Annotated in this window: 20 protein-coding genes and 3 pseudogenes; 12 read left to right on the plus strand and 11 right to left on the minus strand. The window is 70.1% G+C overall.

Translation table 11 applies throughout. The annotated features are described in order from the left end of the window. Nucleotides 1-643: 643 nt before the first annotated feature. Both V7E45_RS26525 and V7E45_RS26530 read right to left on the minus strand, forming a co-directional pair. The gene (locus V7E45_RS26525) at nucleotides 644-946 is read right to left on the minus strand and encodes a hypothetical protein (RefSeq protein WP_333776721.1); all 303 of its coding nucleotides are present in this window, start codon (nucleotides 944-946) and stop codon (nucleotides 644-646) included. A 279-nt stretch (nucleotides 947-1,225) separates the two neighbouring features. Continuing rightward, entirely contained in the window at nucleotides 1,226-1,657 is a 432-nt protein-coding gene (locus tag V7E45_RS26530) for an isochorismatase family protein (protein ID WP_333776722.1), read from the minus strand. Here V7E45_RS26530 and V7E45_RS26535 point away from each other — a divergent pair. Next, a complete protein-coding gene (locus tag V7E45_RS26535) occupies nucleotides 1,568-1,975 on the plus strand; it encodes a cytochrome P450 (RefSeq protein ID WP_333776723.1) in 408 nt (135 codons plus the stop codon). The genes V7E45_RS26530 and V7E45_RS26535 overlap by 90 nt on opposite strands. Here V7E45_RS26535 and V7E45_RS26540 read toward each other — a convergent pair. Beyond that, the gene (locus V7E45_RS26540) at nucleotides 1,954-2,985 is read right to left on the minus strand and encodes a DMT family transporter (RefSeq protein WP_333776724.1); all 1,032 of its coding nucleotides are present in this window, start codon (nucleotides 2,983-2,985) and stop codon (nucleotides 1,954-1,956) included. The two genes, V7E45_RS26535 and V7E45_RS26540, sit on opposite strands and share 22 nt — an antisense overlap. Nucleotides 2,986-3,053: 68 nt before the next feature. Here V7E45_RS26540 and V7E45_RS26545 point away from each other — a divergent pair, with 68 nt between their 5' ends. Then, entirely contained in the window at nucleotides 3,054-3,959 is a 906-nt protein-coding gene (locus tag V7E45_RS26545) for a LysR family transcriptional regulator (protein WP_333776725.1), read from the plus strand. Between the two features lie 237 nt (nucleotides 3,960-4,196). On the opposite strand, the gene V7E45_RS26550 is transcribed toward V7E45_RS26545, so the two are convergent. Together V7E45_RS26550 and V7E45_RS26555 are read right to left on the minus strand one after the other, a co-directional pair. Further along, complete coding sequence (locus V7E45_RS26550) at nucleotides 4,197-4,595, minus strand: hypothetical protein (RefSeq protein ID WP_333776726.1); 399 nt, start codon at nucleotides 4,593-4,595, stop codon at nucleotides 4,197-4,199. Further along, a complete protein-coding gene (locus V7E45_RS26555; RefSeq protein WP_333776727.1) occupies nucleotides 4,595-4,792 on the minus strand; it encodes a hypothetical protein in 198 nt (65 codons plus the stop codon). Before V7E45_RS26555 ends, V7E45_RS26550 begins: the two co-directional genes overlap by 1 nt. 192 nt (nucleotides 4,793-4,984) lie before the next feature. Here V7E45_RS26555 and V7E45_RS26560 point away from each other — a divergent pair, with 192 nt between their 5' ends. Genes V7E45_RS26560 through V7E45_RS26575 form a run of 4 tightly spaced genes read left to right on the plus strand, consistent with a single transcriptional unit; the run spans nucleotide 4,985 to nucleotide 8,238 of the window. Further along, nucleotides 4,985-6,067 (plus strand): amidohydrolase family protein, encoded by a 1,083-nt coding sequence (locus tag V7E45_RS26560; protein WP_333776728.1) that lies wholly within the window; start codon nucleotides 4,985-4,987, stop codon nucleotides 6,065-6,067. A 1-nt stretch (nucleotide 6,068) separates the two neighbouring features. Further along, a complete protein-coding gene (locus V7E45_RS26565; protein WP_333776729.1) occupies nucleotides 6,069-6,824 on the plus strand; it encodes an iron-sulfur cluster assembly protein in 756 nt (251 codons plus the stop codon). Continuing rightward, nucleotides 6,821-7,846, plus strand: a complete 1,026-nt coding sequence (locus V7E45_RS26570) for an NAD(P)-dependent alcohol dehydrogenase (RefSeq protein ID WP_333776730.1) — start codon at nucleotides 6,821-6,823, stop codon at nucleotides 7,844-7,846. Before V7E45_RS26565 ends, V7E45_RS26570 begins: the two co-directional genes overlap by 4 nt. Nucleotides 7,847-7,905: 59 nt before the next feature. Continuing rightward, a complete protein-coding gene (locus V7E45_RS26575) occupies nucleotides 7,906-8,238 on the plus strand; it encodes a putative quinol monooxygenase (RefSeq protein WP_333776731.1) in 333 nt (110 codons plus the stop codon). A 292-nt stretch (nucleotides 8,239-8,530) separates the two neighbouring features. Here V7E45_RS26575 and V7E45_RS26585 read toward each other — a convergent pair. From V7E45_RS26585 to V7E45_RS26600, 4 genes and pseudogenes are all read right to left on the minus strand, one after another. Then, a pseudogene (locus tag V7E45_RS26585) lies at nucleotides 8,531-8,911 on the minus strand (transposase); the annotation flags it as partial. Between the two features lie 640 nt (nucleotides 8,912-9,551). Then, a pseudogene (locus V7E45_RS26590) lies at nucleotides 9,552-10,408 on the minus strand (thermonuclease family protein). A 382-nt stretch (nucleotides 10,409-10,790) separates the two neighbouring features. Further along, nucleotides 10,791-10,960, minus strand: a pseudogene (locus V7E45_RS40685) (IS5/IS1182 family transposase); the annotation flags it as partial. Nucleotides 10,961-11,029: 69 nt separating this feature from the next. Beyond that, nucleotides 11,030-11,176, minus strand: a complete 147-nt coding sequence (locus tag V7E45_RS26600) for a hypothetical protein (protein WP_333776732.1) — start codon at nucleotides 11,174-11,176, stop codon at nucleotides 11,030-11,032. A 289-nt stretch (nucleotides 11,177-11,465) separates the two neighbouring features. Between V7E45_RS26600 and V7E45_RS26605 the strand changes: the two genes are divergently transcribed. Further along, entirely contained in the window at nucleotides 11,466-13,070 is a 1,605-nt protein-coding gene (locus V7E45_RS26605; protein ID WP_333776733.1) for a phospholipase D family protein, read from the plus strand. 889 nt (nucleotides 13,071-13,959) lie between these two features. Then, complete coding sequence (locus tag V7E45_RS26610) at nucleotides 13,960-14,103, plus strand: Sua5 family C-terminal domain-containing protein (RefSeq protein ID WP_333776734.1); 144 nt, start codon at nucleotides 13,960-13,962, stop codon at nucleotides 14,101-14,103. Here V7E45_RS26610 and V7E45_RS40690 read toward each other — a convergent pair. Further along, on the minus strand, nucleotides 14,100-14,723 hold the full coding sequence (locus V7E45_RS40690) for a carbonic anhydrase (protein WP_443056216.1): 624 nt from the start codon (nucleotides 14,721-14,723) through the stop codon (nucleotides 14,100-14,102). The genes V7E45_RS26610 and V7E45_RS40690 overlap by 4 nt on opposite strands. Before the next feature lie 657 nt (nucleotides 14,724-15,380). Between V7E45_RS40690 and V7E45_RS26620 the strand changes: the two genes are divergently transcribed. The 4 genes from V7E45_RS26620 to V7E45_RS26630 are packed head-to-tail and all read left to right on the plus strand — an operon-like array spanning nucleotide 15,381 to nucleotide 19,347. Next, a complete protein-coding gene (locus tag V7E45_RS26620; RefSeq protein WP_333776735.1) occupies nucleotides 15,381-17,363 on the plus strand; it encodes a SpoIIE family protein phosphatase in 1,983 nt (660 codons plus the stop codon). Continuing rightward, complete coding sequence (locus tag V7E45_RS40695; RefSeq protein WP_443056217.1) at nucleotides 17,332-17,571, plus strand: aldehyde dehydrogenase family protein; 240 nt, start codon at nucleotides 17,332-17,334, stop codon at nucleotides 17,569-17,571. The genes V7E45_RS26620 and V7E45_RS40695 overlap by 32 nt, the downstream gene beginning before the upstream one ends. Before the next feature lie 50 nt (nucleotides 17,572-17,621). Continuing rightward, nucleotides 17,622-17,753: an aldehyde dehydrogenase family protein gene (locus V7E45_RS40700; protein ID WP_443056218.1), complete on the plus strand. Its 132-nt coding sequence runs from the start codon at nucleotides 17,622-17,624 to the stop codon at nucleotides 17,751-17,753. 34 nt (nucleotides 17,754-17,787) lie between these two features. After that, nucleotides 17,788-19,347 (plus strand): GMC family oxidoreductase, encoded by a 1,560-nt coding sequence (locus V7E45_RS26630; protein WP_333776736.1) that lies wholly within the window; start codon nucleotides 17,788-17,790, stop codon nucleotides 19,345-19,347. A gap of 187 nt (nucleotides 19,348-19,534) precedes the next feature. Here the strand turns inward: V7E45_RS26630 and V7E45_RS26635 are convergent. Continuing rightward, on the minus strand, nucleotides 19,535-19,955 hold a 421-nt coding region (locus tag V7E45_RS26635; RefSeq protein ID WP_333776737.1), incomplete at its 5' end, for an RICIN domain-containing protein.

The raw sequence follows: 19,955 nt of genomic DNA on the forward strand, positions 1-19,955 counted from the left end.
GCGCCCGCCCGGGCCCTCCACGCATCCCGGGCGGGCGCCGGCACGCCCGCGCCCCCCTCCCCGGCTCCGGCGTGCGTCCAGCCTCACTCCCGGCCGCCAGTGGTGAACGCCGGCCGCCGACCGCCTGGCGGATCGCCGCAGGCAGCCGCGAGCGCCGCACTCCCGCACCACGGGAACGCTCGCCCGCGACAGCGATGTGCGGCGCGGCGCGCGGCAGCCTGAACCGACAGCCCGCCCAGACGGCACACCACCGGGACCAGGGAGATGCCGCGTGCCCGACACCGACCGCCTCTACGCCCTGTCCAGCGTGTACACCCACCCGTGGCTGCCCGGCCCCGACGGACCCGGGCTGCTGATCAACGATCCGATCGTGGCCATGCGCTGGTACCTGACGACCGAGCGCGGGGAGAACCTCGCGGTGACCGGCCACGTCAGCGATGACGGTGGCGCCACCTGGCGGCCGCTTCGACCACGCGAGCTCATGGCCGACGCCGAGCAGGCCCTGGCCGCCCTGGCACACGAAGGCGGCCCGCATACCCGGCAGCCTCCGCGACGCGCTGGCCGCCGACGCGGCCGACTGGCTCGATCACCGCCTGCGCTACGTCCAGGCGGACGACCCCCCCCGTACCGGCCGGAAGAGCCCTCACCTGCCTCCTGGCAGCACGGCGGCCACATCTGGACCCTGGCCCTGGGCACCCTCCCCGACGAGGACATGCTCACGCACCTCACCGCCCGCTTCACCAACCCACAGACCGAAGGCGCCGTGCTGCTGCGCACCGGCGCCGCCGAGATGCTGGACGCCCTCGCCCTCGCCGAGGAACCTGCCCACGGCGAGACCGCCCAACTGCTGGCCGCCCTCGCCCTCTTCCACCGGCTGGCCTTCGGCTTCGAGACCGGCCAGCTCGACACACTCGTCGAGGACGCACAGCGCAGCATCCTGGATCACCTGATCACCGTGCACCCGGCGACTGCCCATGTGGCCGAAGCCCATCCCCGCCCCGGACACCCCGCCAACGAGGCAGCCCGCGCCTATCTGCACCGCCTGTCCCACATCGGCGCGGACGGCAACAGCAGTTGCTCGACGATGCAGCCGCGGCCCTGGCCGAGGCGGTCACGGCCGCCGAGCAGCAACCCGACCCGCCCCCGAACCCAGCGCCCAGGACGTTCAGGCACCGGCGATCCCCGGCTACCCCAAGCACCTGGAAGGGGACCTGCAGGCGGCAGCTCAGTGGCGGCTGACCTCACCACCGGGGCCGGTGGGCCCAAGTGGCGCTGGCATCCCGAGTGCGGCGATGAGTTGTTCTGTGGTGACGATGGCCTGGGCGTAGGTGGAGCCATTGAGTTCGTGAGTGGCGTGCATCATCTCGGGGCTGAGGGCTGCGGTGGCGTCAGTGACAAGGGTGACGTGGAAGCCGAGTTCCATGGCGAAACGTGCGGTGGCCTCGATCAGCAGCAGGCACGCAAGGAAATGGGCGCCTACCTGGCCGACCTGATCGACACCAAAGGCCGCCACCCCGGCCCCGGCATCCTCAGCGCCCTCGCCCCCGACACCGGCCCCGGCGGCAGCATGACCCCGGCGGACCTGGTGGCCACCGCCATCCTGCTGCTCGTCGCCGGCCACGAAACCACCGTCAACCTGATCACCAACGCCACCCACCCTGCTGCGCCACCCCGACGACCTGCAGCGGAACCCGAGCTGACCGTCCCCCTCATCGAGGAAGTGCTGCGCTACGAACCGCCCGTCCAGTTCGTCCCCAACAACGTCACCCTGGCCGACATCGACATCGCCGACGTCACCATCCCCAAGGGATCGCCGGTCCGGCTCATGATCGCCGCAGACAACCGCGATCCCAGCCGCTTCAAGAACCCCGACCGATTCGTGCCCGACCGCGAAGACAACCGCGATGGCCCGGCCTCGGCCCGCTTACCGACAGCGTCGGGTGGCAGCGGACCTCAGCGGCGCACCGAAACGTGAGCGGCACGGCCGTGAACGAGATCAGTGGTCGCCGGTAGGCGGGACTCGGCGAGGGCGAGGGCGGTGATGGCCCCGAGGAGGATCACCGTGCCCGCGATGGTGGCCGCGGTGAGCTGTTCGCCAAGGAACAGCACGGCTAGGACGGCGGCGCTGACCGGTTCGAGCAGCATCATCACCGACGCGGTGGCGGCCCTGAGCACGGCGACGCCGGCGAAGTACAGCGGGTAGGCGAGTGCCGTGGTGATGGCGGCGATGTACAGCATCCACAGCGCCGCTTCGGTGAGGTCCCCGCCCTTCGGGACAAGGCCCTCGTGGACGGCCAGCGGCAGCATCACGGCGGCGCCGATGAGGAAGGAGAACAGGGTGAGGGTGAAAGCGTCCTCGCCGATGCCGTGCCGTCCGGTCCACCGGCCCAGCAGGTTGGAGACGGCGTAACCGGCGGCGGACAGCAGCGCCATCGCCACGCCCGCGGGGCGGACGACGCCAGGCTGGTTGCCCAGCACGAGCACGGTCAGTCCGGCCAGCGCCCCGGCGACGGCCAGCACTCCGACTCGGCCGATGCGCTCGCCCAGGAACAGGCGCCCGCTGGCAGCCGTGAACACCGGGGCAGCACCGAGCGTGACGATGGTTCCCACCGCCAGCCCGGTGTCCCGCACGGCGGCGAAGTAGGCGGTCTGAAAGACGGCCAGCCCCACTCCCGTGCCCACCAGCAGCAGCGTCCGCCGCTCCACAGGCTGCGGCGCACGCGGTTCCCGGCAGGGCCGGCGCAGTGCCCAGGCGGGCAGCAGCAGCACCGCTCCGGCCAGGAAGCGCCAGAACGAGATGGCCATAGGCCCCAGGTCGCTGGTCCGGAAGATGACCTCCACGGCCGCGCCGGTGGTTCCCCACGCGATTCCGGCGAAAGCGAGCAAGGCAAAGCCGCGCCGTACCGAGAGCGAGCCGCTCAGCGAGCGGTTCTCGCCCCGGCCCACTGCATCCGCATCTACGCGGAGGTCCTGTGAGGTCTTCATCTCCTCACCGTGCGCCTCCTCCCGTGATGCGCAAAATGCATCGAGCCGACTATCGATACGCTGAGCGTATGGATTCCCGTGGAGACGGCGGTGCTGGGCTGGAGCTGAGGCACCTGCGCTGCCTGGTCGCCATCGTCGACACCGGCAGCTTCACCGACGCGGCCCTGGAGCTGGGCGTCTCCCAGGCCGCGGTATCCCGCACCGTGCTCGCCCTGGAGAAGATTCTGGGAGTGCGACTGCTGCACCGCACCAGTCGCACGGTCGAGCCCACCAAGGCGGGTGTGCAGGTCCTCGCCCGAGCCCGCGTGCTGCTGGCCGGGGCGGACGAACTCGTCGCCGAGGCCGCCTCCGGCCACAGCCGCCTGCACATCGGTCACGCCTGGTCGGCCTTCGGACGTCACACCACCGAGTTCCAGCGCCGCTGGCACCACGACCACCCCGACATCGAGCTCCGGCTGGTGCGCCACAACTCGTCCACCGGAGGGCTTGCCGAAGGACTGTGCGACCTTGTGGTCATCCGCAGCGCCCTCGACCTCACACCCTGGGCACATGCCTTCGTCGGCCACGAGGACCGCTACCTGGCCCTCGCCTCCGACGACCCCTGGGCCCGCCGCCGCAGCATCCGCCTGGCCGAAGTCGCCACCCGCACCCTCGCCCTCGACCGCCGCACCGGCACCACCACCTTGAACCTGTGGCCCGAAACCGAACGGCCCGCCGCCGAGCACGTCCACGACATCGACGACTGGCTCGCCGCCATCGCCTCCGGCCGCTGCGTCGGCGTCACCCCCCAGGCCACCGCAGCCCAATACCGACCCTCCGGCATCACCTACCGCCCCCTGCGCGACGCCGAGCCCGTCCCCGTCCACCTCATCTGGCGCCGACAGGACCCCCACCCCGCCACCCGCGCCGCCGTCGCCCTCGCCATCGACCTCTACCGCGCAGACCACCAAGCCCCGACCCGCTCCCGCACATGAGGGGTAAGCGCGGCCGCCCGCCGCTGCACCGATACCGGGCGCGACTACCCGCGCCCGGTATCGAGGTGGCCTGGCCGCCTGGCAGCGGCCCGGGCACGTCAGAACAACACCCGCCCCGGGCGGGCAGTGCTGCTCCCGGCGAGAGCAGCTCCGGGTCTTCGTGGCTGCCAGGTCGCGGTCGGCCAAACCTGGGTCGACGCGACGATCGTGTCGGTGTGCGGCCGGGTGGCCGGGCGGTTACTGGTCGGGGTGGACGGCTTGGACGCCGGTGCCGGCGTACGCCTTGGGCGTCACGGTGAGTAGATACCGTCCGCCGCGGTGGGCGGCGGAGGGCCGGGCGGCGTGGATGGCGTGGACGGCGGCCCACGAGTGCCCGAACCGCAACAACTCGGTGGCGGTGACCGCGGCGTCGGTGTCGAACGCCTCGATCCGGATGAACCGCAGCCCCTTGATGTAGCCGAGCAGCCCGGGCCGTTCGGCGTCGCCGGCCGTCAGGGACAGGACCGGCGCGTACAGGTCACCGAGTCCGCCGGAGGCCTGGACGTAGAACGCGGCGACCGCCTCGTTGAACGGATCCTTCGGGTCGTACAACGCACCTGCGGTCGTGTGGTCCAGGACGACCGCGATCCCCGCCACTACGCGGCCGTCTGCGGGTTGTGCGCGGCGCCATCCAGACGCTCGAGCAGGGCCTTGGCCCTCGCCTCGGCCTCCGGGCTCGGCGCGCTGCCGAGGGCGGAGGCGAGCTCGGCGCGGGCGAGCTCGGCCCGCTCGGCGTACTCGGCCTGCGTCGGAGGGCCCGGCGTAGGTGACCACCTGGGCCGTACACGCCACATCCCCCCGCGCATCGGGCGCGGACCGGTGGTCGAAGCTGATCTCCCCCCCAAAGCGGCGCAGGCTGATCGCGGTGGCGGGGTGGTGCTCTCGCCCGGTCGTCTCGACGTGGGACAGCCACGACTCGCAGTCTCTCGGCTCCGTGCCTACCGTCGTTTTTGTGGCACGAGGCATTCAGAGGGACGGAGGCCGACGTGTACAGCAAGGACGGCGAGAATTTCTTCATCGTGGACGCGCACATCGCGCTGTGGGACGCACGCCCCGAGAACCAGCTCAACATCCACGGCAAGCAGTTCATCGACTGCTTCTACGACTACCACCGCAATCTCAGCCCCGAATCGGAGGTGTGGCCGTACGAGGAGTACCTCTACTACGGCGGGCAGCGGCTGATGAAGGACCTCTTCGTCGACGGGTACGTGGACCATGCGATCTTCCAGCCCGCCCTGCTCAGCGCCTTTTACCGCACCGGCTTCGGGCAGACGGAGGAGGCTTCCGCGCTGGCCCGGCAGCATCCCGACAAGCTCACCTACAACCATTGCTGGGATCCCCGGTACGAGGAGCGGGGGCTGGACCAGCTACGGCGCGACGCTGACCGGTTCCAGCTGAAGGGTGCCAAGCTCTACACCGCGGAGTGGCACGGGGACTCGCGCGGCTACAAGCTGGACGACCCGTGGTCCTACCGTTACCTGGAGATGGCTCAGGAACTGGGCATCAAGAACATCCACGTCCACAAGGGGCCGACGATCCGGCCGCTGGACCGGGATGCCTTCGACGTCGCGGACGTGGACAAGGCCGCGACGGACTTTCCGGAGCTGAACTTCGTCGTCGAGCACTGCGGGCTGCCCCGGCTGGAGGACTTCTGCTGGATCGCCACCCAGGAGCCCAACGTGCACGCCGGACTCGCGGTCGCCATCCCGTTCATCCACACCCGGCCGCGCTACTTCGCGCAGATCATCGGGGAGTTGCTGTACTGGCTGGACGAGAACCGCATCCAGTTCTCGAGTGACTACGCGCTGTGGACGCCCCGGTGGCTGATCGAGCGGTTCGTGGACTTCCAGATCCCCGAGAACATGCAGGACGAGTACCCGCCGATCACCGTCGAGCAGAAGAAGAAGATCCTCGGCCTGAACGCGGCGGCCATGTACGCGGCGGCCATGTACGGCATCCCCGTGCCCCCCGGGGCCGAGGTCGCGGCCACCGCCCCGGGTCCGGCCGCGAGCGAGGCCTCAGGCCCGGCCGGGGCCGCCTCCGTCGCGGCGCAGCCCTCGGAGGCGTGACATGCTCACCCAGAGCCTGGAGCAGCGGGCCAGGCAGGCGCTCAACGTGGTCCTCGACCCCGAGCTGGACGAACCCATCACCGACCTCGGCTTCGTCCGCTCCGTCGAGGCCGACCCCGACCGCGGGCTGACGGTGCACCTGCGGCTGCCGACCTCCTTCTGCTCCCCGAACTTCGCTTATCTCATGGCCTCCGACGCCAAGGACGTCCTGGCCGCCCTGCCGGACGTCGGCTCGGTCACGGTCCTGCTCGACGACCACCACGACTCCGACCTGATCAACCGCGGCCTGGCCGCCGACGCCGGGTACCGGGGCACGTTCGGCGACGAGGCCGAGGAGAGCCTGGAGCGGCTGCGGCTCGTCTTCCGGCGCAAGGCCCACGCCGCGGCGATGGAGCGGGCCCTCACCGCGCTGCTGCGGCAGGCCCCCGCACTCACCGAAGACAAGCTGCACGACGTGGTGCTCGGCGACCTGCCCGACACCGCCGCGACCCGCGCGCTGCTGCGCCGGCGCGAGGCGCTCGGACTGGGCACGGCACCGTCGGAGCCCGTCCTCGTCGACGATGACGGGCACCCCTTCCCGCCGGGCGAGGTTCCGCTGCGCCTGCGGTACGCCCGCGCGGTCCGCATCTCGATCGACGGCAACGCCCACTTCTGCCGCGGCCTGCTGCGAACCCGCTACCCGCAGGCCGCGGCCGACCAGTCCCCCCGGGCCACGGATCCGCGGCCCGCACCGCTTGCCAGGGAGAAGGCCTCGTGAAGGCAGTCCAGGTCGTCGGCTACGGCCGCAATCCCGAGATGAACGACGTGCCGGAACCCTCGGTCACCGGCCCGTACGACGTGGTCGTCAGAATCGGCGGCGCCGGTGTGTGCCGGACCGACCTGCACATCCTGGAAGGGCAGTGGGCGGAAAAGTCCGGGGTCACGCTGCCCTACACGATCGGGCACGAGAACGCCGGCTGGGTGCACGCGGTCGGCAGCGCCGTCACCAACGTCGCCGAGGGCGACAAGGTCATCGTCCACCCGCTGATCACCTGTGGGCTGTGCCGGGCGTGCCGGTCCGGTGACGACGTCCACTGCGAGCAGAGCCTCTTCCCCGGCATCGACACGGACGGCGGCTACGCCGAGTACCTGAAGACCTCCGCGCGCAGTGTCGTCCGCATCGACGACTCCCTGGAGCCGGCCGATGTCGCGGCCCTGGCCGACGCCGGCCTCACGGCGTACCACGCCGTGGCCAAGGCGGCCCGGAAGCTGCGGCCCGGCGACCGCTGCGTGGTCATCGGCGCCGGCGGGCTCGGGCACATCGGCGTGCAGGTACTCAAAGCCCTGACAGCCGCCGAGATCGTGGTCGTCGACCGTAACCCCGACGCGGTGAAACTGGCCGGCTCCATCGGCGCCGACCACGGTGTCGTCGCCGACGGAGGACAAGTCGAGCAGGTGCTGGAGCTGACCGGCGGCCAGGGAGCGGAGGTGGTGATCGACTTCGTCGGCGAGGGCGGCGCCACCCAGGACGGGGTGCGCATGCTGCGCCGCGCGGGCGACTACCACGTGGTCGGGTACGGCGAGAACATCGACGTGCCGACCATCGACATCATCTCCAACGAGATCAACTTCATCGGCAACCTCGTCGGCTCCTACAACGACCTGTGCGAGCTGATGGTGCTCGCCGCCCAGGGGCGGGTCCGCCTGCACACCACCCCCTATCCGCTCGACCGCTTCCAGGACGCCCTCACCGACCTGGCCGAGGGCCGGGTCCGGGGACGCGCGATCCTCGTCCCCTGAGCTGGAACACCGACAGGGTCGGGACCACCGGGCACACGCACCGTCTGTGAGGAGCATCGATGATCTTCATCACCGCGAAGTTCCGCGTCCTGCCCGAGTACGCGGACGCCTGGCCCGAAATCTCCGGGGAGTTCACCCGGGAGACCCGCGCCGAACCGGGCTGCCTGTGGTTCGAATGGTCCCGCAGCGTCGACGACCCGACGGAGTATGTCCTGATCGAGGCGTTCCGCGACGACGAGGCCGGCGCAGCGCACGTCGGCTCCGACCACTTCCGGACGGCCCGCGAGACACTGCCACGTCACCTCGCCGAGACACCCCGCATCGTGAACGTGACCGTCCCCCAGGACGACTGGTCACGCCTAGGTGAGATGGCCGTGCCGCAGGAGAACTGACCGGGATACGACCCACGACGACTCCCTGGACGTTCGAAGAGGTCCCCGCCCTGGCATGCCACCAAGCCGATCGCTGACGACGTCGACGAGGCGCAGTTGCGCGAGTGGCACCGGCCGCGCGATCTGCTTCCCCGCTCCAACGCTGACGCGGCGCCCTGCCACCCGGCTCCACGGCACTCCGACCTGCCAACACACCCAAGGATTTGGGCCACTGCCTCGTCCGCAGCCCAGGCGAACGCCCAAGTGAGCGGCCTGGGGTCCGTCTTCGAACGGATCTTGGCCAGAGCACGAATGACGCGAGAGTGACCGCTGCCTCGTAGGAGGTGGCAATCTTTTCGTATAGGGTGGCAATGCCGCGGAAGCCCTTGAGCCGATTGAAGCAGCGCTCGATCATGTTGGGTCGACGGTAGATCTGCCGGTCGAATCCTGGTGGTCTGCCGCCGTGGCGGCCGCGGGTGCAGCGATGCCGTTGTTGTTCCGCCTTCTCGGGGATGGTGTGTGCGATGCCCCGTTTCCGTAGGTAGGCGCGGAAGCCGCGGGAGCTGTAGGCCTTGTCTGCTGCGACGTGGTCGGGCATGCAGCGCGGTCGGCCCGGGCCGGTGCGGGGGTATCGGCGGAGCGAGTAACTTCCACTCGTGATCGGTGAGTTCATGGCGACGCAACACCTGACCATGATCCAGCACCCGACGATCTTTGAAGACGGACCCTAGCTGAGCAGCGTACGCAAGTGCGGGTCGGCGGCCAGTAGGCGGGCCGCATGCTGAGGGATCAGAACTCGCTGGGCCGTAGGCGTAGTCGGCGATCTTCCGCTCGAAGGCGATCTTGGCATGACTGAATTCATGAGCGCGCCGCGTGAACCGGCGGCTGCACCCCGCACCTGTGAGCCGCTCCGGGGCCAGGAACCGTCCTCGGTCGTGTCTAGGCCGGACACGGTCGATCGCGGCCACGTCTAGGCCCCCCGCCAGGGCGGCGGCCGCCGTGCTGCAGTACCCGCCGACGTACCGGACAGCGAACTGCGCTCGAACTGCCCTTTCCCACAGGGGCCGTGGGCCGAGCCTCCGCCGCGGCGGACTTCTCCGCAGCCGCCGCCGATCCGCAGGGGGTACCGGACGGCGCCTGAGCCGTTTGCAGCGACAAGGTGTGGACGTCTTGGAGCCAGCCGCGCAGTTCCAAGGCGCGACAAGGGCTTCGGCACGAGCGCGCACACCGACTCGCCGCGTAGCGCTGGTCGCGGCGAGTGCCGCAGTCGGGAAGGCCTCTGCGCTGGTGCACACCAGGCGCGCCGAGGTCCCCAGCACGCCGTGCCGATGTTTTCAGGCCTCGTCGAAGATCAGATCCTCGGCCGGATGCGTCATCTTCAGTGTCTGACCGTCGGTGATCTCCACGACGTGCTGCAGGCCCGCGCGCCGCTCACCGGTGGGCAGGATGGAGTAGCGGTCCTGGACACCGGCCAGGAAGGCGAGGAAGTGGGCCAGCGAGCCGTTGCCGAGCCCGAGGTAGTCCACCAGGCGCCGGAGCAGCTTCGGGAGCATCACGATGTCCTCGGTGAGCGAGGTCAGACCCGTGATCTTCGCGCCGGTCGTCGTCACGTCGCTCGGCCACAGACCCTGGCCGGACTCCCGTGCCTGACGGGCCACGGTCGCCAGCTCGGCACGGAGACTGGTGAACAGACTTCGGTAGAACGTCGGGTAGGCCAGGCCCGCGGCGACCATGTGGTGATTCACCGTCATCCGCAGGACGGACTCGTCGACGTCGATCTCCAGACCGCTGGGTCCCGGGGGGCGCTGCCCGCGAGAGCGATGCAGCGGCCGTGCACGTCGCTGCCTCGGGTGAGGATGAACCCTGGTGCCGTGTCCGGGGCGCTGGCGGTGACGGTCTCGTCCTGGCGCTGGACGTCGGTGAAGCCGAGCCGTGTCAGCAACTCGTCCCGCGCCGCGTGCGCGAACCGCAGGGGCTGGTGGACGCGATCCGGTCCGTAGTGGGTCTCCGGCGCGTCGATCGCGTCGAGCCGTAGCGTCGCCTGACCCGTCACGCTGTGCTGGACCCGGCGGCCGCCAGGACCGCCGACGAGATCCCACTCACTGGGATTCGCAGGCGTGAAGTGGACAGTGTCGCCGTCCGGTTGGGTCCCCTTGACCACGTAGGAACCCTGTATCAGAAGCATCGGCATGATGAGTCCGGAAGAGAGTAGGGAGATCGAGGGCTCCGGCGGGGGCCGCCCTGAACGGGTGCGTCGGCCCCTTTGATCATTGCGGTGTTCCTCCCGATGCGTTGATCCGGAGGGAGCGCCGTGGGGCGGCCACGCGAACGACGTCGCCTTGTCCGAGAGGGATACGTCAACGAACTCGGCGGCCGGTGATCTCCAGGGTCACCACCGCGTGTCTGCCGTGGTGGTCGCGGCTGCCGCTCCAGATACCAGGCGTCCGCGCGCCGGTCCGGCACGGTGCGGTCCTCCACGGTCTCTCTTCCACGATCTGACCAGTTGACGGATTCCGCAACTTGCGGTCGGCGGCCGCGGTGAGATGATGCCGCCGGGCCGGGTGCTTCAACGGTGCGATACCGCGCCACCGTTTCAGGCGGTTCATACACCGCTCTACTGTGTTGCGCTGCTTGTAGGTCTCACGGTCGAAGGCCGACGGTCTGCCGCCCCAGCTGCCCCGTCGCAGCCGGTGGCCTCGCTGGTCCGCCGGACCGGGATCACCGCTCGGTTGCCGCGCTTACGCACGGCGCCAGCCCTGACGGCCCGCAGACGGGGCCGTCAGGCGGTGACCGGACCGGCGGCCCGGCCTGGCTACAGGTAGCAGACCGGGAGCTCCGCAGTGAGGTAGTCGCCGGTGAGCGGATCACCGATGAGACGGATGCGGACCGGACGGCCGTCGAAGCGGCCGCGGACGGTCGAGCCGACGAAAGCGGCGATATTCGCCGCCGGTCGCGTCATTCGCCTCCCCCACGTTCCGGGTGGGTCTCAGCTGACGGCTTCGATGGTGACGGCGACCGTGCCGTCTTACTTCTTGAGGGCATCGGCGGTTCAGAGCCCGATCGACTACGAATACGACTACTGGGCCAGCCTCGGTGAGGGGCTGGCTGCATAGGAAGGTCTCCACGATTCGAGGGGATTGGCACGTCTCCGCGGGACTGGCGGAGTAGGAATCGCGTGGTCACGCGTTCAGGGGGTAACGGATCTACCAGGAGATCCCGGAAGGGCCGTCGGCTGGAAGGGCTGCCACGTGGAACGCGCCGACTGGCTGCTCACCCCCGCTCAGCGGGGGAATCCCGCGTCGAGGGTGGACCGCCGCCATGCTGACGGTGCGGCATGGTCCACGGGCAACGACGTCCGCCCCCTGGTACATGGGGCGGTGTACTTCGCCGAGCTGCTCGCGGCCGTGCGGGCGCAGCGGGCCGGCGACATATTGATGTTCACGGACTGGCGGGGTGACCCTGACGAGCTGCTGGATGGTCCGAAGAGTGCTATCGGCGACGTGTTGTGCGACGCCGCACGTCGGGGTGTCGTCGTGAAGGGGCTGGTGTGGCGCTCGCACCTGGATCGGTTCCAGTTCAGCGAACAGGAGAACTATCACCTGGGGGAGGAGATCGAGGAGGCGGGAGGGGAGTGCCTGCTCGACATGCGGGTGCGGCCGGGTGGCTCGCACCATCAAAAGTTCGTGGTGCTGCGCCACCCGGGTCGGCCCGAGCGGGACGTCGCCTTCGTCGGCGGGATCGATCTGTGCCACAGCCGTCGGGACGACGCCGCCCATCAAGGTGACCCGCAGGCGCAACGCATTGCCGATGCCTACGGTTCCCGTCCGCCCTGGCATGACGTCCAGCTGGCGGTGCGTGGGCCCGCCGTGGGCGATGTCGAGGCCACGTTCCGTGAGCGGTGGACGGACCCGGCTCCGCTCAGTCGAAGCCCGCGCAGCCGGCTGCGGGCGGCACTCAGGGGCGAGGACACCCAGGCGGATCCGCTCCCGGTACAGCAACCCGACCCGGGCCCCCGCGGTTCCCACACGGTCCAGATCCTGCGCACCTACCCGAACCGCCTCAGGGGCTATCCGTTCGCTCCCGACGGTGAACGCAGCATCGCCCGCGCCTACATGAAGTCCCTGCGGCGGGCACGCCGACTGATCTACCTAGAGGACCAGTACTTGTGGTCAGAGAGTGCCGTCCAGCCCTTCGCTCAGGCTCTCGCAGATCATCCGGGCCTGCGGATGATCGCCGTCCTGCCGCCACTTCCGGACCAAGAAGGGCGGATCAGCACACCGATGAATCTGCTGGGCCGGATCCGCGCCCTGGAAGTCCTGCGACGGGGCGGCGGTGACCGGGTGGCCGTCTACAGCCTGGAGAATCACGCCGGGACGCCCGTGTACGTCCATGCCAAGGTCTGTGTCATCGACGATGTCTGGGCCTCGGTCGGTTCCGACAACGTCAACCGGCGCTCCTGGACCCACGATTCGGAACTCAGCTGCGCTGTCCTCGACGAGACCCGTGACCCCCGTGAACCGATGGACCCCGGCGGCCTGGGTGACGGCGCCCGCGTCTTCGCGCGCGAGCTGCGGTTGTCGTTGAATCTCGAACACCTTGACCGCGGCGGAGACGGGGAAGCGGCTGCACTCTGCGACCCGGGCCGCGCCTTTGCGGCCTACGCCGACTCGGCCGCCGCTCTGGACGCGTGGCACGACGGCGGCCGTCGCGGTCCACGACCGTCGGGACGGCTGCGCACCTATCACCCGCCGCATCTGTCCCGCATCACACGGGCCCTGACCGACCCGCTCTACCGGGTCGTCGCCGATCCCGACGGTCGACCGCGCTCCCTGCGTCGGCAGGGTGCCTACTGACAGTGTCCCGGAGGTGGACCAGGCAGGGCAGCCGGGCATACCCCGGTCCAGAACCGCTGGCGGGGGAATGGCGACTGTCCAACTGGCAGCCGTGGCAGATGATGGTCCTCCGCAGCGAGAGCTGAAGCCGCATTCCAGGATCCTCCGCCGACTGGAAATGGTGCAGCGGCCCGCCGGCATCCCGCCGGCTACGGCGTTCCGGCTGCGCAGGCTTCGAGGGCGTCTTCGGGCGTCGCCCGTGCAGCAAGTAGGCCGGTCCCACCAGAGCGGTTACGGGACCGGGCTACGGCTGGACTCTGGACCGGGCAGCGGACGCCGGAGTCCTCAGCGATCGCGTTCAGGTTCGGGTCCGTGTACGCGATCCTAGTGAAACGATCTCCAGCGCTGACAGACACGGCGTTCCTGGCGCGTGAAGGCTCAGGGAGCGGAGCGCGCTCTTGTTGCTCTGCATCGACCGGCCTGATGACGGGGCCGGCATGTCGTTCCTGACTGCTCTCGGATGATCTGCGGGCAGGCTGGGCGGGTGAGTGGTGTGCCGATCGTCGTTGTGCACAGGCCCTCCCGGACGGGTGGCCGGCGGGTCTACGGTGCACAGCCGAGGCCGGGACCGGATTCTCGGTACTGCCTACCGGTCCGGCAATCCAGCCTGCGAGCATCAGCCCGACGGCGGACTCAAGGATGGGGACGTGCCGCTCCCCATCCGTGATCAGTTCGGCGAGGTAGATCGCCGCGTTGAAGCTCCCCAGCGCGAAGGAAAGGTGAAGGCGTCCGTGGAGAGGACGCTCATCACGGAGGCCGCCCGACTGACCGGTTCTGTTCTGACGAGGTTCCGGAGTCGGCCATCGTCGACGCCAGGGGTGAGGTCCCTAGCATCCTTCGGCCGGGCGGGGTGACGCGCGAGGACCTGGAAGCGGTACTCGGTGCTCAAGCGGTACTCGGTGCTCGCTCGCGGTTCCCCGCCACCAGTCATGTCCGGGTGCCCGGTCAGCATCCGTCGCACTATGCGCCGCGCGCGCAGGTAGTCCTGGTCTAGCCGCGAAGGTCGTCTCCGAACCGGAGCTCGCGCAGGAGCTGGGGCACCGGGTGGGCCTCCTTCTGCCTACCCCCTTCGCCGACGCTCCGGTGCAGGCACACACCGTGGTGATGGTGCCCGGGGCGATGCCCGCCTACGCGTGAGGGCTGTACGGGATCCTGCGCCGATTCGACGCGCAGGGGTGCGACTTGATCACCGCATCCCTGCCGGTGGAGGAGGGGCTGGGACTGGCGATCGCCAACCGCCTCCGGCGCGCCGCGGGGCCCCGCTATGTGCTCGGTGAGGACGTCTTCGGGCTCGACCCGCCCGGCGGCCCGCGCTGCCAGCACGCTGGGGGTGACCCGCTCCACGACATCCCGGATGTAAGCGGCCGGTGTCATGCCGTCCTCCAGCGCGGCGCAAGCCGCGCCGCATGAGTCGTGGCCGAGGACGACCACCAGCGGGCAGCCCAGCACGTCCACGCCGCACTCGATGCTGCCCAGCACCTCGGGGCCCATGACGTGGCCGGCGGTGCGCACCACGAACAGGTCGCCCAAGCCGCGGTCGAAGATGATCTCGGCGGCCGGCCGGGAGTCGTAGCAGCCGAACATCACGGCGAAGGGCTGCTGGGACGGTGCCATCTCGGCCCGGCGGGTGGCGTCCTGGTTGGGGTGCTCGGGGCTGCCCGTGACGAAGCGCTGGATACCGGCCAGCAGCAGGTCGAATGCTGAGGCGGGAGTAGGGGGGCTTGATCTCGGTCATAGCCGCAGCCTATGGCGTCACCCCGTGGACCTCTCCCCGCCGACGCTTCGGCTGACGTTGCCGCCGTACTGACGACGGCACACGGTGTAGAGACCCGGGCCACGCGCGATCTGTGCACTTGGTCCGAAGGGCCCCGCCCGGAAACTGGGGCTGGGCAGGCGAGGCCCCGGTGGAACAGGCCAGGAGGCTCATGGCACACGAGGCGTGACAGTCATATCCGCGCTCCACGCTCACCCTGACCAAGCTGTCAGACAAGCTGTGGCCGTACCTGACCTGGTCGGCCTCCTTCGTCGCCTCGGCTGCCCCATGACAGGTTCCCGGCGAGGCAGGGGGAAATATGGGCTATAGCATGGTTTGCGCGTTGTAGCGCGATCTTCGCGCCAACGCTATCCACGACATATCGATACAGGGTGCGGGAGCGGGCGCCCGACGAGCTCCGTTCCCGTCACTGGTCAGGGTCGAGCATGGTCCTACACAGCGCGGATCCGGGGGGCGGCACATCGGGGCAAGGGCAGCCTTCGGTCGGTCATCCGGGCGTGTTCGGGCACCTGCTGCCGGTAGCGGTGTGGGCGGTCGATCACGAGGGACGCATGTGGTTGTGGGCGCTGGCGGCGCAGGACCTGCTGGGCTGGCGAGCGGAGCAGATCATCAGCCGTGACGGACTGGCGCTGCTGGTTCCGGAATACAACCGGGAACTGGCCAAGGAACTCAGGGACCGGTCCCTGGCAGGCGAGTCGGCGGTGGGGGCTTACCCTGTTCGGCACCAGGACGGCCACACAGTCGAGATGGAGATGTGGATCGCGCCGATCACGGATCCCGCGGGGCGGCCCGGCACGCTGGTCATTGCAGCGGAGACCTCTGCGGTGGGGCGGATGAGGGATTCGCTGGCGGCCTTGGAGGGGCTGTTCGCTCAGTCGCCGATCGGTCTGGCCCTGTTCGACCGCCGGCTGCGCTACGTACGAGTCAACGATGCCCTGGCCGCCATGAACGGCCGACCGGCTGCCGCGCACGTGGGCAAGCGGATACACGAGGTGGTCCCGGGTCTCGATCCCTCTGCGGTGGAAGCACTGATGCGCGACGTGCTGAAGACTGGGCGTGCCGTGCTGGACCGCCGCACCGGCCGCACCGCCGCCTCCCCCGGGCAGGACCACATCTGGTCGTCCTCCTACGCTCCGCTGACCGGCAGCGGCGGTGAAGCCCTCGGTGTGATCGCCTCGGTCATCGACATCACCGAGGGACAGGCGGACCATGTGCGGGCCGAGCGCGCACGTCAGCGCTTCGCGCTACTGGCCGAAGCCGGAGAGCGCATCGGGACCACGCTGGATCTGCGGCACGCGGCCCGTGGGCTGGCCCAGTTGCTCGTACCGCAGCTTGCCGACACCGCCGTGGTCCTGCTGCTGGAAGAAGTGCTCGCCCCCGACGATGTGGGCGCATCCGCCCACGACCTGTTGCACTGCCTGGCCACGGCGGGTGCCGGCCCCGCCACACCAGCGCGGCTGTCGGCCCCTGAGATGACGCATCGCATCCCACCCGGGTCGGTGTACGCCACGGTTCTCGCCGAACGGCGCTCGGGGACGGTGCCGCTGCCTCTGCCCCTGATGGACGACGGGTACCCCGAGCCCCCTGCGGCGCTCTTCGGTCGCGGCGTCCCGGGCATCGCACGGGTCATCCCGTTGACCGCCCGAGGCAAGGTACTCGGCCTGGTGATCGCGACCCGCGCCGGCGGGGAACCGTTCGACGAGCAGGACACGGTCCTCGTCGACGAGTTGGTCGCCCGCGCGGCACTGAACATCGAAAACGCCCGCCTGTACGCCAGCCGCCACCAAGCGGCCGTCACCCTGCAACGCAGCCTCCTCAGGCCGCTGCCCACGGTGCCCGGGCTGGAACTGGCCAGCGGGTACGTGCCGGCCAGCCGCGAGAACGAAGTGGGCGGAGACTGGACCGAGGCCTTCACCCTCCCCGGCGGCCGAATCGGATTGATCATCGGCGATGTCATGGGACACGGCATCCGTGCCGCGGCGGTCATGGGCCAACTGCGCACCGTGGCCCGCACCCTGGCCTTGCAAGACCTTCCCGGCGACCGATTGCTGCACCACCTGGATGACGCAGTCACCGATCTGGGCGAGAGTGAACTGGCCACCTGCGTCTACGCCGTCTACGACCGGGCGGCCTCCACCTGCGTCATCACGCGTGCCGGTCACCCACCACCCGTGCTGGCCGACGCGGACGGCGCCGTCCGGTTCCTCCACGGAAGCTGCGGCGCTCCGCTGGGCGCCCCGCACGAAGCTCCTTTCGAGTCAGAACAGGTCTCGCTTCGACCCGGCGCGACCCTCGTCCTCTACACCGACGGACTGATCGAGAGTCACGACCACGACGTCGACCACGGCATGCGGCTGCTGGCCCGCGCCCTGGGCGAGCCCAGCCAGACGCTGCAGGAGGTCCGGGACGGCCTGCTCACCCAACTGCTCCCCACGTCCCCGGACGACGATGTCGCCGTCCTTCTCGCCCGGCCACGGTGACGAACCCGCCGGCTACGCGGCCGTCGCCGTTCGCCCCCCGCACCGCCAGGAGGGGCGCGCAACTGCGGCTCGACCGCGTCGCCACCCCGGTAGCACGGAAGGCGGCACGATCTTCGGACCCGTCCTGTCGATCCTGCTCTACGACACCGAGGAGGAGGCCGTGGCGATCGCCAGCGACACGCCCTACGGCCTCGCAGGCGCCGTGTAGTCGGGCGATCCCGAACGGGTGCGCTCGGTTGCCGGCCGGATCCGGGCGGGATGGTCGACGTGAACGGTGGCGCATTCAACCCCCTTGCCCCGTTCGGGGGTTACAAGCAGTCTGGCGTGGGTCGGGAGGCCGGGCGCCTGGGCTTCGAGGAGTTTCTGGAGACCAAGGCCATCCAGTACTGACCGCGTGACCGGCCACCGAGAAAGAGGGCACACCATGTACGACTACATCATCGTGGGTGCGGGATCCGCGGGCTGTGTGCTCGCCGCCCGGCTCAGCGAGGACCCCGACGTACGCGTCCTGCTCCTGGAGGCCGGCCCGGCCGACGACGCCCAGGAGATCCACGTTCCGGCCGCGTTCTCGAAGCTGTTCCGGACCAAGTACGACTGGGACTACCTCAGCGAGCCGGAGCCCGGCCTCGAGGGCCGGCGCCGCTATCTACCGCGCGGCCGCATGCTCGGCGGCTCCTCTTCGATGAACGCCATGGTCTACATCCGCGGCCACCGCCGCGACTACGACTCATGGGCCGCCGTCAGCGCCAAGGGCTGGGGCTGGAACGACGTACTGCCGTACTTCCTGCGATCGGAGGACCACCACGCCGGCGCCTCCGAATGGCACGGCGCCGGCGGCCCGCTCCCGGTCAACCCCGGGCGCTCCCGCAACCCCCTCATCGACGCCTTCCTGGCAGCGGCTCAGCAGGCGGGACATCCGGTCAACCCCGACTTCAACGGCCCTGAGCAGGACGGCGTCGGGTATTACGAGCTCACCCAGCGCGGCGGCCTGCGGTGCAGCACGGCCGACGCCTACCTGCGGCCCGCCGTCGAACGGCCCAACCTGTCCGTGCTCGCCGGGGTGCAGTGCACCCGCGTCCTCCTCGACGGGGAACGTGCCGTCGGTGTCGAGGTGGACCGGGACGGGGCGACGCAGGAACTTCGGTGCGAACGGGAGATCGTCCTCTCAGCGGGCGCCTACAACTCACCCCAGCTGCTGATGCTCTCGGGCATCGGCGTCGCCGACGAACTCGCGGCCCTCGGCATCACCCCCAAGGTGAACCTGCCGGTCGGCGAGAATCTCCAGGACCACCCGCATCTGGCCGTCGTCCATCTCACCGACACCGAATCCCTGCTCACCGCCGAGACCTCCGAGAACCTCCGGCTGCTGGAAGCCGAAGGCCGCGGGCCCCTCACCTCGAACGTCGGTGAGGGCGGCGGGTTCTTCCGCACCACCGGCGGTCTCGACGCCCCGGACGTGCAGATCCACGCCGTACCGGTCATGTTCCACCAGGAGGGGCTGGGAGCCGCCACCGACCACGCCTTCCACATCGGCGCGGTGCTGCTCGCACCCACCAGCCGCGGAAAGGTCACGCTGCGCTCGACGCTGCCCAGCGCCAAGCCGCGCATCCTGCACAACTACCTGTCCACCGCGGAGGACCGGGCCACAGCGATCCGGGCGCTGCGGCTGGTACTGGACATCGTCGGACAGCCCGCCCTGCGCCTCCACCGCCGGTTGGACTTCCTGACGCCGCCGTCCGACAGCGACGCCGACCTACTGGCTTACGCGCGGCGCGAGCTGCAGACCCTGTACCACCCGACGAGCACCTGCGCGATCGGCCCGGTGGTCGACCACGAGCTGCGCGTGCACGGTGTGGCGGGGCTACGGGTGGTCGATGCCTCGGTCATGCCGACCGTGGTCAGGGGCAACACCAACGCACCGACGATCATGATCGCGGAACGGGCTGCGGACCTCATCCGCGGCACAGTGTCCGCCGACGTCTGACGCGGGCGAATTGTCGACGTGGGCGGACTGTCGCCATGGGTGGCCCGCTGGTCGCGGGGGTCTTGGGGGGCGCGGCGCGCGTGGTCTGACCCGCCCGGATGTTCGGCGACGACCAGTCCTGACGCCGGCGATCCAGTACGAGTACGCGGGCTTCCGGACGTCGTACGACGGCGTCAGGAGGGGCGGGTCATTCCGCCCCCGCCCGCCACTGCTGAGCCGTGCCCCCGGTCAGCGGCTCCAGCGACAGCCCGCCGTCCCCGTCCGGAGTGACCGCCGTCTCGATGGCGATCGCCGGGCGGATGACCCCGTCGGCGTCGACCGTGAAGCGCAAGTTGTCGCCGTGGTCGCCGTCGGCCGAGTCGCAGTCCCAGATGCCTACGCCCTTGTCGACGGAACCGCGGCTGTCCAGGCAGAAGCCGGGGTCCGCGGACGACTGCACGACACCGCGGCCGGTGTCGACGCGCCAACGCTGGGTGGGGGCGGCGGTGCAGGGGGCGGTGACGACGTCGGTGCCGTTGTCGAAGCCGCCGGACACCTCCAGGCATTGGCCCGAGGCGGCGTTCACGACCTGGGCGTACGTGCCGTTCGGGGCGTGGGCCGTGGGGGAG

It is taken from the genome of Streptomyces sp. IBSBF 3136 (genome assembly GCF_036815105.1).
Lineage (GTDB): Bacteria > Actinomycetota > Actinomycetes > Streptomycetales > Streptomycetaceae > Streptomyces.

Excerpts from the sequence above, each read along its gene's own strand:
- V7E45_RS40695 (WP_443056217.1), top strand. The coding sequence starts at position 17,332 with ATGTCGCCGTCCTTCTCGCCCGGCCACGGTGACGAACCCGCCGGCTAC.
- V7E45_RS26600 (WP_333776732.1), bottom strand. The coding sequence starts at position 11,176 with ATGACGCGACCGGCGGCGAATATCGCCGCTTTCGTCGGCTCGACCGTC.
- V7E45_RS40690 (WP_443056216.1), bottom strand. The coding sequence starts at position 14,723 with ATGGCACCGTCCCAGCAGCCCTTCGCCGTGATGTTCGGCTGCTACGAC.
- V7E45_RS26545 (WP_333776725.1), top strand. The coding sequence starts at position 3,054 with ATGGATTCCCGTGGAGACGGCGGTGCTGGGCTGGAGCTGAGGCACCTG.
- V7E45_RS26565 (WP_333776729.1), top strand. The coding sequence starts at position 6,069 with ATGCTCACCCAGAGCCTGGAGCAGCGGGCCAGGCAGGCGCTCAACGTG.
- V7E45_RS26535 (WP_333776723.1), top strand. The coding sequence starts at position 1,568 with ATGACCCCGGCGGACCTGGTGGCCACCGCCATCCTGCTGCTCGTCGCC.
- V7E45_RS26575 (WP_333776731.1), top strand. The coding sequence starts at position 7,906 with ATGATCTTCATCACCGCGAAGTTCCGCGTCCTGCCCGAGTACGCGGAC.
- V7E45_RS26555 (WP_333776727.1), bottom strand. The coding sequence starts at position 4,792 with ATGTGGCGTGTACGGCCCAGGTGGTCACCTACGCCGGGCCCTCCGACG.
- V7E45_RS40700 (WP_443056218.1), top strand. The coding sequence starts at position 17,622 with ATGGTCGACGTGAACGGTGGCGCATTCAACCCCCTTGCCCCGTTCGGG.
- V7E45_RS26540 (WP_333776724.1), bottom strand. The coding sequence starts at position 2,985 with ATGAAGACCTCACAGGACCTCCGCGTAGATGCGGATGCAGTGGGCCGG.
- V7E45_RS26630 (WP_333776736.1), top strand. The coding sequence starts at position 17,788 with ATGTACGACTACATCATCGTGGGTGCGGGATCCGCGGGCTGTGTGCTC.